This is a genomic window from Leeuwenhoekiella parthenopeia (assembly GCF_020782115.1).
Classification (GTDB): domain Bacteria; phylum Bacteroidota; class Bacteroidia; order Flavobacteriales; family Flavobacteriaceae; genus Leeuwenhoekiella; species Leeuwenhoekiella parthenopeia.
This window is the reverse complement of the sequence record NZ_JAJGMW010000001.1, coordinates 54,639-70,408: the sequence shown is the minus strand read 5'-3', so window position 1 is coordinate 70,408 and position 15,770 is coordinate 54,639. Positions and strand designations below refer to the sequence as shown.

The following is a 15,770-nucleotide window of genomic DNA, read 5'->3' as shown; positions in this document are numbered from 1 at the left end:
CACAGATTGTTAATGAATACCTAATGGAAGAGGAGTCTTAACGCCTCAATTACACTAGATTTTAAAGGTAAAACCTTCCTCGATCTTTTGGTCGTACTTCTCTTTATCAAACTGATAGAGGTAAGAGCCTTTTCTGGAGGAAGTCATATCCTTCTCATCGAGTTTAACCAGAATATCAAGCGCATTTACTTTATTGATAAAGTTGCGTTTGTCCAATTCGACGTCCAGAATGGCTTCATAAAGTTTCTGCAATTGCAGCATCGTGAATTTCTCAGGCAGTAATTCAAAACCAATAGGTTTACTCACCGCCCTGCGGCGTAATCTCAGGATTGCTTTTTGTACCATCTCATTGTGGTCAAAAATCAGGTTGGGAGCCTCTTTAATGTCAAACCATTTTGCAGTATAGTCGCCGTCTTCCAGAAGTTTGTGATCCTCACTATTAATCAGGGCATAATATGCGGTAGAAAGTGTGCGCTCGCCGGGATCGCGATCTACTTCGCTAAAGGTATACAGCTGTTCCAAATAGATGTCATCAAGACCGGAGAGGTGATTGAGAATGCGTTTTGCAGCATCATCCAGAGTTTCGGTGCGTTTTAGAAAGCCTCCTATAAGTGACCATTTTCCTTTTTCAGGTTCAAAGTCTCTTTGAATAAGCAGGATTTTAAGTTGATGCTGGTCAAATCCAAAGATGATGCAGTCCAGAGCCAGAAGCACTTTATCTGCGGTTGAATAGCTGCTTAACATTTTAATTTTTTAACAAATATAAAATTAATTAACAAATGTGGATTACACAGTTTAGGCCCTTACTGGCTTTTGTGTTTTCATAAATATTCAAAAGTAGGTTTGATTTTAAGAAAATTTTACCTTAATTTGTTAAATGTGAAATTAACACTTAAAACAAAGCTTCAATAGCGCAAACGTTTTATTTAAAAAAATAAACTCTATGTTACGTACTACCCGTATTCTTCCGGTTTTTCTTCTTTTTTTGACTCCGCTGATCACTTTGGCTCAGGCTACAGTATCACTCAATCCATCAGACGAAGCTCCCGTAATTGACAAAAATATTTACGGTCATTTTGCAGAGCATCTGGGACGGTGTATTTACGACGGTCTCTATGTGGGCGAAAAAAGTAATATTCCCAATACAGAGGGTGTTCGTAATGACATTATCAATGCTTTAAAAGATTTGAAGATTCCCAACCTGAGATGGCCGGGCGGTTGTTTTGCAGATACCTATCACTGGAAGGACGGGGTAGGGCCACAAAGCGAGCGGCCTACAATCGTAAATACCTGGTGGGGTAATGTGACCGAAGATAACAGCTTTGGTACGCATAACTTTTTAAATCTCTGCGAAGAGCTTGGAGCAGAACCTTACCTGGCCGGAAACGTGGGGAGTGGTGAAGTACAGGAACTGGCTGACTGGGTGCAGTACGTGAATTTTGACGGAATCAGCCCAATGTCCGATTGGCGAAAGGAAAACGGCCGTGAAAAGCCCTGGGGTGTAAAATACTGGGGTGTAGGAAACGAAGCCTGGGGTTGTGGTGGAAATATGCGAGTAGAATATTATGCTGATATCTACCGTAAATATGCCACTTTTATGTCTGATGCCGGTCTAGAAGGCGGTTTGTATAAAATAGCTTCAGGTGCCAGCAACGACGATTATCACTGGACGGAAGTTTTGATGCGCGACATTCCGCATAACCTGCTGCAAGGTGTTGCTTTACACCATTATTCTGTGATAGACTGGAATGCAAAAGGACCTTCTGTAGGCTTTTCGGAAGACCAGTATTTTAAAACTATGGAGCAGGCCTGGTTAATGGAAGAACTCATTACCAAGCATGTTGAAATCATGGATAAGTACGATCCTAAAGGCAAGGTAGACTTAATCGTTGATGAGTGGGGCGGCTGGTATGATGTTATGGAAGATACCAATCCCGGCTTCTTATTTCAGCAGAATACGATGCGTGATGCGATGATTGCAGGTATGACTTTAAACATCTTTCACAATCATGCAAGACGTGTGAAAATGGCCAATCTGGCTCAGGTTGTAAATGTGCTTCAGGCGGTTATTCTTACCGAAGGTGAGAAAATGATCCTGACTCCTACCTATCATGTGATGAAAATGTACAACGTGCATCAGGATGCGCAGCTTATTCCTATCGAATTGAATACGCCAGACTTTGAGTTTAATGGTGAAAAGCTTCCGGCAGTAAATGCTTCGGCTTCAAAAGATGCAGCAGGAAAGGTTCACATCTCTTTGGTGAATATCGATTCTAAAAAATCAAATACTGTTAGCGTAGCCGTAGGTGCTTTAAAACTGAAAGATATCAGCGCAACAATTCTAACTTCAAAAACACTTGAAGATCACAACACATTTGAGTCGCCGGAAAAAATTCAGCCTGAACAATTCAAAAAATTCAAGCTTAAAAACGGAACTCTTGAAGTAGAGTTACCACCGTTTTCGGTAGTGGTTCTTGAAGCAAACTAAAAGCGTAGCAACAAATCAAATAGAGACTTATGATCAAAAGTCTTAGAATAGCATTTTTTTCATATCTGTGTTTTGTGTTGTCTGACAACGCTTTAGCTCAGGATCCTGAGCGGGGGGAAGAACTTTTTAAAGAACTTGAAAGTTCGTTTAACAATCCCATCATTACCAATAAATACACGGCTGATCCCGCAGCTTTTGTTCATAACGGCCGGGTCTATCTGTATGTCGGGCACGATCAGGCGCCGGAAAATGAAGAGCGCTATATTATGGATGAGTGGCTGCTGTATTCTTCAGACGACATGGTCAACTGGAAGGAGCATCCCGTTCCATTAAAACCAAGTGATTTTGATTGGGCTATTCATTCAGCCTGGGCTTCTGAGGTTGTTGAAAAGGATGGTAAGTTCTACTGGTTTGTGACCGCAGAGCATAATGATTCAAAACCCGGAAAGGCTATAGGAGTAGCCGTGGCAGACAGCCCGGAAGGACCCTGGAAAGATGCCATTGGTAAAGCGCTCATCACAAATGATATGACGACGCAAACTGATATAAGATGGGACGATATCGATCCTACCGTTTTCATCGATGATGATGGCACGCCGTATCTATATTGGGGTAATCGGGTTTGTAAATATATTAAGCTGAAAGACACTATGATTGAAATGGACGGTCCTATCCATACCGTTGATCTTCCCAAGTTTACCGAAGCTCCTTACATCCACAAACGCGGCGATTGGTATTACCTGTCTTACGCGTATGACTTTCCTGAGAAAATAGCTTATGCGATGTCTAAATCCGTTACCGGTCCCTGGGAGTTTAAAGGGATTTTAAATGAAGTGGCCGGCAATAGCAATACCAATCACCAGTCTATTATTGAGTTTGAAGGCAACTGGTATTTTATTTATCATAACGGGAGCATTCCTATTCACGGAAGTAGTTATCATCGTTCGGTATGTGTAGATCGCCTGTATTACAATGAAGACGGAAGCATCAAACGTATTGTGATGACCTCAGAGGGAATTCAACCGTAATATAAATGAAAAAGCACCTTGCACTTTTAGTATTCCTAATCAACGGAAGCTTTTTTGCTCAGGACATACGGGTGCATGATCCGGTAATGATTAAAGAGGGAAATACGTTTTACCTGTTTAGTACCGGTAGGGGAATATCGGTTTTCAGTTCATCAGATTTGAAGAACTGGGAACGCCAGCCTCAGGTTTTTCAGGAAGAGCCGGTTTGGGCAGATGAGGTTGCTCAGGATTTTAACAATCATATCTGGGCTCCAGACATCAGTTTTCATAACGGGAAATACTATTTGTATTATTCGGTTTCCGCATTCGCGAAAAATACATCAGCTATAGGCCTGACAATAAATTCAACATTAGATGCAAACGATCCTGCCTATAAGTGGGAAGATCAGGGAATAGTAATTCAGTCGATTCCCAACCGGGATTTGTGGAATGCCATTGATCCCAATTTGATCATTGATGAAAAAGGAACGCCCTGGCTGGCTTTTGGAAGTTTTTGGGAAGGCCTCAAAATGGTCAAACTTGCTGACGACTTAAAATCAATCGCAAAACCTCAGGAATGGTACACGATTGCACGAAGAGAACGCTCTTTTGAGTTGGCAGACGATAACCCGGGTGATGCGGCTCTTGAGGCTCCGTTTATCTTTAAAAAGAACGGTTGGTATTACCTGTTTCTATCCTGGGATTTGTGTTGCCGGGGAGAAAACAGCACCTATAAAGTTGTCGTGGGCCGTTCTAAAAAGGCAACCGGTCCCTATGTTGACCGGGAAGGCAAAAGCCTTAACGCAGGTGGTGGAACCCTTATCCTTGAAGGCAATGCGAACTGGTATGGAGCTGGGCACAACGCTGCCTATACCTTTGATGACAAAGATTATATCATTTTCCACGCATACGATGCGCAGGATAATGCGAAGCCAAAACTGCAAATCGCTCAGCTCTCTTGGGACGATACAGGCTGGCCGGGTTTAAATATTAAAATAGTAGATTAATATGAAAAAAATACTTGCAGTATTAGGAATATGGAGTTGGGGTCTTTCGGCGCAGCAAAGCGTTGATTTATTCCCGCTCAATCAGGTTGAGGTTACTTCAGGCGTTTTTAAAGAAGCCGCTTTAACCGATTTTGAATACATCAAAGATTTAGAGGCAGATCGCCTGCTTGCACCTTTTTTACGCGAAGCCGGTCTCGAGCCTAAAGCCGAATCTTATACCAACTGGGAAAATACCGGTCTTGACGGGCATACTGCAGGACATTACCTGTCTGCCTTGTCTATGTATTACGCGTCTACCGGCGATCTTGAAGCTAAAGAGTTGCTAGACTATGCGCTTACCGAATTACAAAAAGCACAACAGGCAAACGGTAATGGTTACGTGGGCGGAATTCCCGGAAGTAAGCAGCTATGGGATGAAATTAAAGCCGGAAAAATCAATGCATCAAGCTTTGGATTGAATAACAAATGGGTGCCTTTGTACAATATTCACAAGACCTTCAACGGACTCAAAGACGCGTGGCTGCACGCCGAAATTCCAATTGCAAAAGACATGTTGATCGATTTGACTGATTGGTTTATGGGCATCACTGAAAATCTTTCTCAGGAACAAATTCAGAATATGCTGCGCTCCGAACACGGCGGCCTAAACGAAGTTTTTGCTGAAGTCTATGCGATTACCGGCGATAAAAAGTACTTGAAACTCGCTAAAGACTTTTCCCAACTGGCATTGTTGGAGCCACTAGCAGCTGATGAAGACATCCTAACCGGAATGCACGCCAACACTCAAATCCCGAAATTCATCGGTTTTGAGCGCATCAATCAATTGGAAGCAGATAAAGAATACCACGATGCCGCGTCCAATTTTTATGATAACGTGACTGAAAAACGCAGTCTGAGCATCGGCGGAAACAGCGTTCGGGAACATTTTAATCCTGTTGATGATTTTTCTTCGGTGATGAGCAGCGAGCAGGGGCCTGAGAGTTGCAATACCTACAATATGCTTAAACTCAGCAAGCTCTTATTTGAAGACACGGCAGAGGAAAATTATATCGATTTTTACGAGCGAGCTCTATACAATCACATTTTATCCACTCAGAATCCCGAGGGTGGTTTTGTGTATTTTACCCCCATGCGCCCCGGGCATTACCGCGTGTACTCGCAGCCTGAAACCAGTTTCTGGTGCTGCGTAGGCTCAGGGATGGAAAATCATACCAAGTACAACGAACTCATTTACGCAAAAGCGGAAGACAAGCTTTATGTAAACCTGTTTATTCCTTCTGAAGTGAAATGGGAAGAAAAACAGGCTTCCTTAAAACAGGAAACCCGGTTCCCGGAAGCTGATTTTACAGAATTGATTTGGCAAAGCCGAAAGAAAACCAAAGGAACGCTGATGTTGCGCTATCCGGAATGGGTGGCAGCAGGGGCTTTAAAAGTTTATGTAAACGGAAAGCTTCAGGAGCTTGAAGCCAAGCCCGGAAGCTATATTGCTTTAGAACGCAAATGGAAAAACGGCGATCGCATCAGGATGGAAATGCCTATGCATCTCAGTCTCGAGCAAATCCCGGATGAATCAGGCTATGTTTCGGTAAAGTATGGCCCGCTGGTTTTGGCGGCTGTGACCGGAGATGAAGATCAGAAGGGAATGTTTGCTGACGATAGTCGTGGCGGTCATATTGCTAACGGCCCGTTTTTGCCTTTGACTGAATCGCCCACATTTGTTTCAAAAGCCGGCGAATCAATGCTTGACCAGATCAAGCCCATTGCCGGTAAAACTTTACAATTTACCGCTTCGCAATTGTTGTATCCTGATGCATATAAGGATTTGGTGCTTCAGCCATTTTACAACATTCACGAAAAGCGCTACACCATTTATTTTAAAACCGAAACTCCTGAAAGTCTTGCCGAAATGCAGCGCAAACTCGAGGAGCAGCAAAAGGCCGAAGCCTATCTGAGATCAATCACGCTTGATTATGTGGCTCCGGGCGAGCAGCAACCCGAGTCTGATCATGGTTTTGATTCTAAAGATTCTAACAGCGGTGTGCATCAAAACCGCCACTGGCGCGATGCGACGGGTTGGTTCAGTTATGATTTGAGAAACAAAGATGCTTTGGCTAAAACCTTGCGCATTACCTATTACGGTAAAGATGCGGGAAGGAAGTTCGATATTTTGGTAAACGGGCAGGTGATCGCATCTCCTCAATTTGATGGGACGCAGGGCAATTCGTTCTTCGAAGTAGATTATGATTTACCCGACGACCTTGTTGCAAAAAGCGAAATTTTAAATGTGCGTTTTGAGGCGGCTCCCAACTCCAGGACCTCAGGAATTTATGGTGTGCGTTTGTTAAATGCAGACTTTTAAGAAAATAGTTAAAATTATTTTAAATGTATCTTTTACATTTTTAATTTGAAAATAGTAGATTTGTCAGATAACAGCAGTTTAGTTTATGAAAAAATATGTTATAGGTCTGGATTACGGCTCAGATTCGGTTAGAGCAGTTTTGATTGATGCATCTAACGGTCAGGAAATCGAAGCTGAAGTTAGTTATTACAAGCGCTGGAAAGAGCGTTTGTATTGTGACGCTTCAGAAAATCGTTTTCGTCAACATCCTTTAGATCATTTGGAAGGTTTGGAAGCTACGATAAAAGCAGTTGTTTCCCGAAGTGGGGTAGAAGCCGAAGCGGTAAAAGGAATTTGTATAGATACCACCGGTTCGTCTCCAATTCCTGTTAATCAGGATGGAATTCCGCTGGCGCTAACTGCCGGGTTCGAAGAAAACCCCAACGCCATGATGGTCTTGTGGAAAGACCACACCGCTATTGAGGAAGCTAATGAAATCAACGACCTCGCCCGAAGCTGGGGAGGTGAAGACTTTACCAAATATGAAGGCGGAATCTATTCTTCTGAATGGTTTTGGGCGAAAATTCTACACGTTGCCCGTGAAGACGAAGCTGTAAAAAAAGCAGCTTATTCCTGGATGGAGCATTGCGACTGGATGACGTTTACCTTGCTTGATAATGTTTCGTTGGCCGACTTTAAACGCAGTCGTTGTGCAGCGGGTCATAAGGCGATGTGGCACGAGAGCTGGGGCGGCTTGCCACCCGAAGAATTCTTAGGAAAATTAGATCCGTATCTGGCGCAATTGCGAGATCGATTATATACTGAAACCTATACCTCAGATGAGATTGCCGGTACCTTAAGCGCAGCCTGGGCTGAGAAATTAGGCCTTACAACAGATACGGTTATCGCCGTGGGTACTTTTGATGCGCACGCCGGTGCAGTAGGTGCCAAGGTTGAAGAGCATACGCTGGTTCGGGTGATGGGAACGTCTACCTGTGACATCAGCGTTTCGGCTCCTGAAGTTACGGCAGATAAGACCGTTCGCGGTATTTGCGGGCAGGTTGAAGGCTCGGTAATTCCCGGCCTTGTAGGTCTGGAAGCCGGTCAGTCGGCTTTTGGAGATTTATTGGCCTGGTTTAAAGATGTTTTGAGCTGGCCTATAGATAACCTTGTTCTGACTTCAGATATACTTTCCGCAGAACAAAAAGAAAAACTTAAAGCTGAAATAGAATCAGACTTTATCAGAAAATTATCTGATGCCGCTGAGGCTATTCCGCATCACGAAGCCATTCCGGTTGCTTTAGACTGGATCAACGGAAGAAGAACACCAGACGCCAATCAGGAACTGGAAGCGGCAGTTACCAATCTCAATATGGGTACGCGTGCTCCGCATATCTTTAAGGCTTTGGTGAACGCGATTTGCTTTGGCTCCAAGAAAATAATGGATCGCTTTGCAGATGAAGGTATCGAGATCAAAACAGTTGTAGGTATTGGTGGCGTTGCCCGCAAGTCTAAATTTATCATGCAATCGCTGGCAAATACGCTTAACGTGCCCATCAAGGTTGCAGCTTCAGATCAGGCGCCTGCTTTAGGAGCAGCTGTTTATGCCGCTGTAGCTGCAGGTATTTATCCGGATGTGATCACTGCCAGCCAGACTTTAGGAAGTGATTATGAGGCTGAATATCAGCCCCAACCGGAATATTTAGAGGTTTTTTCAGAACAGATGGAACGCTACGAGGCACTGAGTGCTTTCGTTGAAAATTCAATTGTAAAATCAAAAAAGACATTAGAACATCATGTATAAATCCCTGAAAGAAGAGTGCTACGAGGCTAATATGGAACTAGACGCTTTAGGTCTGGTTATTTACACTTTTGGTAACGTAAGCGCCGTTGACCGTAAAAATGGAGTTTTCGCCATAAAACCCAGCGGTGTGCCCTACGAAATCTTAAAGCCCGAAGACATTGTTATTGTCGATTTTGATAACGAAATCGTTGAAGGAACCAAGCGACCTTCTTCAGACACCAAAACCCACGCCTATCTCTACAAACACTGGGAAAAGATAGGAGGTATTGCACATACCCACGCTACCTATTCTGTCGCATGGGCACAGGCACAAATGGATATTCCGGTATTTGGAACCACACACGCAGACCATTTAACGGCAGACATACCTTGTGCTGCACCTATGCACGACGATTTAATCGCGGGTAATTATGAGCACAACACAGGTATTCAGATCTTGGACTGCTTTAAGGAACGCAATCTTGATTATAACGAGGTAAATATGGTTTTGCTGGGTAACCACGGACCTTTTGCCTGGGGAGAAACCGCGGCAAAAGCGGTTTACAACAGCAAGGTGCTTGAAGAAATCGCGCGTATGGCGCAATTGACGCTTCAAATTAATCCCAATGCACCCAGACTGAAGGATTCTTTGATCAAAAAACATTACGAGCGTAAACATGGTAAAGATGCCTATTACGGGCAGGGCTGCTAATTTTTAATTTAACCTTTTACATTTTCATATTATGGGACTAATCACTTTTGCCGCATTTACACTGTTAGTGGCGGTTATTTCGTATTTCGCGTCGCGTACGACCGATGAGACCACCTCAGACGGGTATTTCCTGGGAGGACGTAGTCTTACCGGTCCGGTAATCGCGGGATCTTTACTGCTTACTAACCTCTCTACCGAACAGATCATCGGTACCAACGGTGTAGGTTTTAGTGAAGGTATTCTTATTGCTGCTTATGAGATTATTGCCGCAGTTGCAATGGTCTTTACTGCGTTTGTGCTCTTGCCTAAATATTTGAAAGGAGGTATTTCTACCATTCCTCAATTTTTAGAGAAACGCTACGGAAAACTTACGAAAACGATTGTGTCTATCCTGTTCCTTATGGCGTATGCGATCTCGATGCTTCCCACCGTATTATACTCGGGTGCATTGGCGATCAATACGATGTTTGATCTTCCCGAGCGTATGGGTATGTCGCCTGAATCAGCCCTTTGGGTAACCGTATGGGGTATTGGCCTTATAGGTTCGGTGTATGCAATTTTTGGTGGATTGAAAGCCGTTGCAGTTTCCGATTCGATCAATGCCGTAGGTCTTATTGTAGGAGGTTTATTGATTCCTATTTTTGGATTGATGGCCGTAGGTGACGGAAGTGTCATTGAGGGTATGAACGTGTTGACCACCAACCTTCCTGAAAAGTTTGACATTCTGGGAGGGCCTAATTCTTCGGTGCCGTGGACCACTCTATTTACCGGGATGTTAATTGTAAACTTTTACTATTGGGGTACTAACCAGGCAATCATTCAGCGGGCTTTAGGTGCCAAGAACCTTGCTGAAGGTCAAAAGGGTCTTTGTCTTGCTGCTTTTGTAAAAATCTTAGGTCCTATTATCGTGGTATTGCCGGGTATCATTGCCTTCCAATACTTCAACGGAAATTTGGACAATGCTGATGAGGCTTATCCTATGCTTGTAAAAGCGGTACTTCCCACTGCTTTTGTAGGGTTCTTTGCAGCGGTACTTTTTGGTGCGATTTTGAGTTCGTTTAACTCGGCTCTTAACTCGTCGGTTACCCTTTTTGGTCTTGACCTGTACAAACAATATTTCAACAACAACGCTTCAGAAAAGCAGGTGGTACGTGCCGGTAAAATCTTCGGTACTTTACTCGCTGTATTTTCGATGATGATTGCTCCTTTGCTCTATGGCGTTGAAGGAGGTATTTTCAATTACCTGCAGGAACTTAACGGTTCGTTTAGTGTGCCAATCCTTGCCATTATTTTGGTAGGTTATTTCTCAAAACGTGTTTCCGGCAAAGCGGCCAATATTGCGATTGTTTTTGCGGTAGTTACCTATCTGGTGACCCTTTACGTGATCAAACCCATCATCACCGGTAATGCGGTTACAGCTGCAGAAGCAGGAGGTATTACTGACGCTTCAGAACTGGCTGTGATTGCTAAAGAAGCCTTCCCAAGTTTCTTGCACATTATGGGAATCATCTTTGTTTTGGTACTGGGAATCTTATTTAGCGTAAGTAAATTCTACCCACGTGAAACCGATTATCTGGAGGAATACACCCGTCAGGTGGATATCACTCCGTGGAAATATCTAAAACCCGCCGGTATTGCGATCTGTGCAATGGTAGCGATGGTCTACATCTATTTCTCTTAAACTGAAAAGCATCTTAATAAAATTAATACGACTACAACCTATTTTATGAATTACACTATTGAACATTTAGAGGTCTGGTTTGTAACCGGAACCCAACATTTATACGGCGAAGAAACCCTGAAGCAGGTGGCTGCCCACTCTCAGGAAATAGCCGCCGGTCTTAATAACTCTAAAGACATTCCGGTAAAGATTGTTTACAAAGACCTGGTAAAAACTCCAAACGAAATTACAGACCTGTGTCTGGAAGCAAACGGAAACAAAAACTGTATCGGTTTAATTTTATGGATGCATACCTTTTCGCCTGCTAAAATGTGGATTAAAGGTCTTAACCTGCTTACCAAGCCGGTTTGCCACCTGCATACGCAATTTAATGCGGCCATTCCGTGGGATAAAATCGATATGGATTTTATGAACTTAAACCAGTCGGCTCACGGAGATCGGGAGTTTGGTTTTATGATGTCGCGTATGCGTAAAAAGCGTAAAGTGGTTGTAGGTCACTGGCAGGAAGCCCGTGTTCAGCAAAAACTCGGCATTTTTACCCGTGTAGCTTTGGGATGGAATGAGTTCCAAAACCTTAAAGTAGCCCGTATAGGAGATAATATGCGTGAAGTAGCCGTAACCGAAGGGGATAAGGTTGAAGCGCAAATGCGTTTTGGTTTTACCGTAAACGGTTTTGATTCTTCTGATATTGTGGCTAAAATAAACGAGATCAAGCAGGAAGATCTGGAAGCACTGCTTAAAACTTATGAAACCGAATACAATTTAGCCGATAAAATCAAGGAAGGTGGCGCACAGCGCGATTCACTCGTAGAGGCTGCTAAAATTGAATTGGGACTTCGTGCCTTTTTAGAGGAAGGTGGTTTTGGTGCTTTTACAGATACGTTTGAAAATTTAGGTGAACTGAAGCAATTGCCAGGTATCGCAACCCAACGTCTTATGGCTGATGGTTACGGTTTTGGTGGAGAAGGTGACTGGAAAACTGCTGCTTTGGTACGCGCTATGAAAGTAATGGCAATTGGTATGGAAGGCGGTACTTCGTTTATGGAAGATTATACCTATCATTTTACGCCAAAAGGTTCATACGTTCTGGGATCACACATGCTTGAGATTTGTCCTTCTATCGCAGACGGAAAGCCGAGTTGTGAGGTGCATCCTTTAGGAATAGGAGGAAAGGAAGATCCTGCGCGTTTGGTTTTTAATTCGCCCGAAGGTCCTGCAATCAATGCTTCTTTGGTCGATATGGGTAACCGTTTCAGACTTATTGTCAACGAAGTGGAAGCCGTTAAACCGGAAGCTGACCTGCCGCATTTACCGGTAGCACGCGTACTTTGGGATTGTAAGCCAAACCTTGATATTGCTGCCACAACCTGGATTTTAGCGGGTGGCGCGCACCATACCGTGTACAGCCAGGCGGTTACGACAGAGTTTATGGAGGATTTTGCCGATATTGCAGGTATTGAACTGGTGGTAATAGACGATCAAACGCGTGTGCGTGACTTTAAAGACACACTAAATGCCAATGAAGCTTATTTTCACTTGTTTCAGCATAGAATGTAATTAACAATTTAGCTTTTATCATTTATGAATATAATTAAAAGATTACTGGTCGTTCCTGTTGTTTTGGGAATAGCGTTTACAGCAGTTAACTGTAAAAACGAGACAAAAAAAGACGAGACAGCTGTAGTGGAGGAGATGCCAGAGGCATCGATCACCAAATCTGATTTCGGGATGTTTCAGGATAGTATTCCGGTAGCCAAATATGCTTTGGTTAACGCAAACGGAATGCAGGTAGATATCATTACCTACGGAGGGATCATCACCAGCTTAAAGGCTCCAAGTAAAGACAGCACTTTTCAGGATGTGGTTTTAGGATTTGACAGTCTGGATAAGTATGTGGAAGGTTCGCCTTATTTCGGCGCAATCATTGGCCGCTACGGAAACCGTATTGCCAAAGGTACTTTTGAACTTGAAGGTCAGACCTATCAGTTACCGGTGAATGATGGTGAAAACAGTCTTCACGGGGGTACTGCCGGTTTTGATAAAGTGGTTTGGAATGCCGAAGAAGTAAAAGACGGCGATAATGTAGGTTTAAAACTTACCTATTTAAGTCCTGACGGGGATATGGGATATCCCGGGAATCTGGAAACTACCGTAACCTATACCTTACAGGCAGACAATACCCTGATGGTGAAATACGAAGCAACGACTGATAAGCCAACTGTGGTAAATCTTACCCAGCATTCGTATTTCAATCTTTCCGGGGATTTTGACAAGACTATTTTGGATACCGAAGTGATGATCAATGCAGATCAGTACCTTCCGGTTGATGCCGGTTTAATCCCTACCGGAGAGCTTCGACCTGTTGCTGGGACTCCTTTCGATTTTAATACACCGAAGAAAATCGGAACCGAAATCAACGCCGAAGACGATCAGTTGAAAAAAGGCTTGGGCTATGACCATTGCTGGATTTTAAATGGAACCGGCGGAGAAATGACATTAGCAGCTACTGCTCTTGATCCCGAAAGCGGAAGATTTATGGAAATTATGACCACCGAGCCTGCGATTCAGTTCTACACGGGGAATTTCCTGGATGGAACCCTTACACAAAAAGACGGTGAAGGTACCTATGCCTACCGAAGTGGTTTTTGTTTAGAAACCCAACATTATCCTGATTCACCAAATCAGGCTGATTTTCCTTCAACGGTTTTAAAACCCGGAGAAAAATACGAGACTACCACTTCTTTTAAATTTTCGGTAAAAGAATAGCTGTAAATAATTTCAAAGCAAAAGCCCGCTTCAATTTAGAAGCGGGCTTTTTTATACTGAAGGTTTTCGTTTTACTTAAAATTGAAGTTATAAACGTAACCCAGACTGATTTCGGTAAAATCTGCCTGACCTAAATTGGCATTGATGTGTCCACCCAGGTACACATTATTCCTTCGCGGTTTTGCTGTTGACCATAGGTAGTATTTAAGGCCCATACGTGCCGAAACGGTACGTTTAAATTCGTAATACCAGTCCAGATTTTTATAGGCCAGTTCGGTTGGAGGCTCCTCATACTGAATGATATAAGAGTAGGATTTATTGATGCGGTAATCGAGCGCATAAAAAGGTTTGTAAATATTCAGGCCAACATTTACCTCAAAGCCCACGTGATTCATCAACAATTCACCGGACCCAAATACACCAAGATTGGTGGCATAACCGTAGGGATTATTCTTAAATTCGGGATAGTTTTCCTGAGTAAGCCTGTTATCAGATTCAATAAAATCCTGATAGTCTTTATAATATCTGTAGTAGGCACCCACGCCGATTTTAAAGGTGTTGTTAATGACTTTTCCGTATGCGAGATTAAGATTATACACCGGCTTTTGCGTATTGAATAGGGGAGCTAAAACGCGTATTCCCAGTCCGGTTTCGGCGTTCAGATAATTGTAGGTAGAGCGCTTAAAGCTTGTAGAATCTGTCTGTTTTTGGGACTCTTCAATCGTGGCATAATTAAGCTGTGCCGAAATTCCACCCATAAAAGAATTCAAACCCTGGTTTGGAAGGCGGGTATGGCCGTTTGAATTGTGGATGTATCCGAAGCCCAATCGCCAGTTTACTTTGCTGTTTGGCGTAAGCCCGTAATACATAAAAAGTTTGAAATTCCAGTTGAGGTGTGTACTGATCGCCCTATTGTATTTATTGGTTTCAAGGTCATAAGTTTCGGTAAAATAGGAGGCACCGGTACTTACCTGTACATTAAGATCATTAAATGTTTCCGGTAGCAATTGAAACTCAGCAAACGGAAGCACCGAAATCCCGTAGCCTAAAGCTTCGGGATTACCCAAGTCGATAAGCCCCAGACTGACGCCTGTTTTGGGTCGGTTGAGCCGGTATGCCCACTCGTCTTCGTTATCGGCGTTGGTATTACCCAGGCTGAGGTAAAGCGATTTTTGCAGATCGGTCTCCGGAAATTTATAATTGGAAGGAGAGGTGACGCCTGCGTTTAATTCGGTCGTAAAAAAACATGAATACAGGTGATTTTTTGATTGGTCTTGAGCTTTACCTGAGTTTTGGAACATCAGGTAAAGTACTAGTGGGAGTAAATGTCTGTAATACAAGGGACTATAATTTGTGCAAATAAGCAACTTTTAGAGTTTAGAAACAATCTAAAATGTTAAAAAGTCCCAATGGCTTTAGCCGCGCTGCTTTTTATTTTGAGCGCAAAGCATCACAATTTCTTCAACCCGTTTTTGACGGGTTTCCTCCCGCTTAGCCTGATTGAGCCAATACAGGTAATTTTTGCGATACCCTTTTGCAAACGAATTATAATTATATAGCGCCTCCGGGTTTTTATCAAAAGCTTCTCTTAAATCATCAGGAATAACACCGTTTTCGACATCGTCCAGTAAAGACCACGAACCGTTTTGTTTTGCAGTTTCAATAGCTTCAAGCCCACTGCTGTGCATAAATCCGGCTTCGGTAAGTTGGGTGACATAATCCTTATTAATCGCACTCCAGCCGCTATTTGGGTTGCGCTTGCAGAAATATTGCTTTCTGCGTTTATCGTCAATTTTTCTAACGGTACTATCTATCCAACCGTAGCAAATAGCAACCTGCACCGCTTCTTCCCAGCGCATACTTTCCTCTTCACTATCTACTTTATAAAAAATCAATTCAACACCCTCACTATTTGCATAATTTTCGTGCAACCAGGTTCTCCATTCAGTCGCGTTTTTAAAGTAATGTAAAGGCCTTTTAGACATGCA

At 43.2% G+C, this 15,770-nt stretch carries 12 protein-coding genes; 9 read left to right on the top strand and 3 right to left on the bottom strand.

Annotation, left to right across the window (positions count from 1 at the left end):
- Window positions 1–54: 54 nt before the first annotated feature.
- Window positions 55–744 (bottom strand): NUDIX hydrolase, encoded by a 690-nt coding sequence (locus tag LLW17_RS00310; protein ID WP_228228269.1) that lies wholly within the window; start codon window positions 742–744, stop codon window positions 55–57.
- A 199-nt stretch (window positions 745–943) separates the two neighbouring features.
- Here LLW17_RS00310 and LLW17_RS00305 point away from each other — a divergent pair, with 199 nt between their 5' ends.
- The 9 genes from LLW17_RS00305 to LLW17_RS00265 all read left to right on the top strand — a co-directional run bounded on the left by LLW17_RS00305 (window position 944) and on the right by LLW17_RS00265 (window position 13,782).
- Window positions 944–2,488 carry an alpha-N-arabinofuranosidase gene (locus LLW17_RS00305; RefSeq protein ID WP_228228268.1) on the top strand — a complete coding sequence of 515 codons (1,545 nt, stop codon included), beginning with the start codon at window positions 944–946 and terminating at the stop codon, window positions 2,486–2,488.
- Between the two features lie 29 nt (window positions 2,489–2,517).
- Window positions 2,518–3,516: a glycoside hydrolase family 43 protein gene (locus tag LLW17_RS00300; RefSeq protein ID WP_228228267.1), complete on the top strand. Its 999-nt coding sequence runs from the start codon at window positions 2,518–2,520 to the stop codon at window positions 3,514–3,516.
- 5 nt (window positions 3,517–3,521) lie between these two features.
- Window positions 3,522–4,502 (top strand): arabinan endo-1,5-alpha-L-arabinosidase, encoded by a 981-nt coding sequence (locus LLW17_RS00295; RefSeq protein ID WP_228228266.1) that lies wholly within the window; start codon window positions 3,522–3,524, stop codon window positions 4,500–4,502.
- Between the two features lies 1 nt (window position 4,503).
- Window positions 4,504–6,861 (top strand): beta-L-arabinofuranosidase domain-containing protein, encoded by a 2,358-nt coding sequence (locus tag LLW17_RS00290; protein WP_228228265.1) that lies wholly within the window; start codon window positions 4,504–4,506, stop codon window positions 6,859–6,861.
- Window positions 6,862–6,946: 85 nt separating this feature from the next.
- Window positions 6,947–8,644: a ribulokinase gene (locus LLW17_RS00285; RefSeq protein ID WP_228228264.1), complete on the top strand. Its 1,698-nt coding sequence runs from the start codon at window positions 6,947–6,949 to the stop codon at window positions 8,642–8,644.
- Complete coding sequence (locus LLW17_RS00280; RefSeq protein ID WP_099645377.1) at window positions 8,637–9,335, top strand: L-ribulose-5-phosphate 4-epimerase; 699 nt, start codon at window positions 8,637–8,639, stop codon at window positions 9,333–9,335. The genes LLW17_RS00285 and LLW17_RS00280 overlap by 8 nt, the downstream gene beginning before the upstream one ends.
- Before the next feature lie 31 nt (window positions 9,336–9,366).
- Window positions 9,367–11,016, top strand: coding sequence for a solute:sodium symporter family transporter (locus LLW17_RS00275; protein ID WP_228228263.1), 1,650 nt, complete (start codon window positions 9,367–9,369; stop codon window positions 11,014–11,016).
- Between the two features lie 45 nt (window positions 11,017–11,061).
- Window positions 11,062–12,573 carry an L-arabinose isomerase gene (gene araA / locus LLW17_RS00270; RefSeq protein WP_228228262.1) on the top strand — a complete coding sequence of 504 codons (1,512 nt, stop codon included), beginning with the start codon at window positions 11,062–11,064 and terminating at the stop codon, window positions 12,571–12,573.
- A gap of 24 nt (window positions 12,574–12,597) precedes the next feature.
- Window positions 12,598–13,782, top strand: a complete 1,185-nt coding sequence (locus LLW17_RS00265) for an aldose epimerase family protein (protein ID WP_228228261.1) — start codon at window positions 12,598–12,600, stop codon at window positions 13,780–13,782.
- A 71-nt stretch (window positions 13,783–13,853) separates the two neighbouring features.
- Here the strand turns inward: LLW17_RS00265 and LLW17_RS00260 are convergent, their stop codons facing one another.
- Both LLW17_RS00260 and LLW17_RS00255 read right to left on the bottom strand, forming a co-directional pair.
- Window positions 13,854–15,083 carry an acyloxyacyl hydrolase gene (locus LLW17_RS00260; RefSeq protein WP_228228260.1) on the bottom strand — a complete coding sequence of 410 codons (1,230 nt, stop codon included), beginning with the start codon at window positions 15,081–15,083 and terminating at the stop codon, window positions 13,854–13,856.
- Window positions 15,084–15,197: 114 nt separating this feature from the next.
- Window positions 15,198–15,767 carry a YdeI/OmpD-associated family protein gene (locus LLW17_RS00255; protein ID WP_228228259.1) on the bottom strand — a complete coding sequence of 190 codons (570 nt, stop codon included), beginning with the start codon at window positions 15,765–15,767 and terminating at the stop codon, window positions 15,198–15,200.
- Window positions 15,768–15,770 lie beyond the last annotated feature (3 nt).

Excerpts from the sequence above, each read along its gene's own strand:
- LLW17_RS00280 (WP_099645377.1), top strand. The coding sequence starts at position 8,637 with ATGTATAAATCCCTGAAAGAAGAGTGCTACGAGGCTAATATGGAACTA.
- LLW17_RS00275 (WP_228228263.1), top strand. The coding sequence starts at position 9,367 with ATGGGACTAATCACTTTTGCCGCATTTACACTGTTAGTGGCGGTTATT.
- LLW17_RS00305 (WP_228228268.1), top strand. The coding sequence starts at position 944 with ATGTTACGTACTACCCGTATTCTTCCGGTTTTTCTTCTTTTTTTGACT.
- araA (WP_228228262.1), top strand. The coding sequence starts at position 11,062 with ATGAATTACACTATTGAACATTTAGAGGTCTGGTTTGTAACCGGAACC.
- LLW17_RS00260 (WP_228228260.1), bottom strand. The coding sequence starts at position 15,083 with ATGTTCCAAAACTCAGGTAAAGCTCAAGACCAATCAAAAAATCACCTG.
- LLW17_RS00285 (WP_228228264.1), top strand. The coding sequence starts at position 6,947 with ATGAAAAAATATGTTATAGGTCTGGATTACGGCTCAGATTCGGTTAGA.
- LLW17_RS00265 (WP_228228261.1), top strand. The coding sequence starts at position 12,598 with ATGAATATAATTAAAAGATTACTGGTCGTTCCTGTTGTTTTGGGAATA.
- LLW17_RS00290 (WP_228228265.1), top strand. The coding sequence starts at position 4,504 with ATGAAAAAAATACTTGCAGTATTAGGAATATGGAGTTGGGGTCTTTCG.
- LLW17_RS00300 (WP_228228267.1), top strand. The coding sequence starts at position 2,518 with ATGATCAAAAGTCTTAGAATAGCATTTTTTTCATATCTGTGTTTTGTG.
- LLW17_RS00310 (WP_228228269.1), bottom strand. The coding sequence starts at position 744 with ATGTTAAGCAGCTATTCAACCGCAGATAAAGTGCTTCTGGCTCTGGAC.
- LLW17_RS00255 (WP_228228259.1), bottom strand. The coding sequence starts at position 15,767 with ATGTCTAAAAGGCCTTTACATTACTTTAAAAACGCGACTGAATGGAGA.
- LLW17_RS00295 (WP_228228266.1), top strand. The coding sequence starts at position 3,522 with ATGAAAAAGCACCTTGCACTTTTAGTATTCCTAATCAACGGAAGCTTT.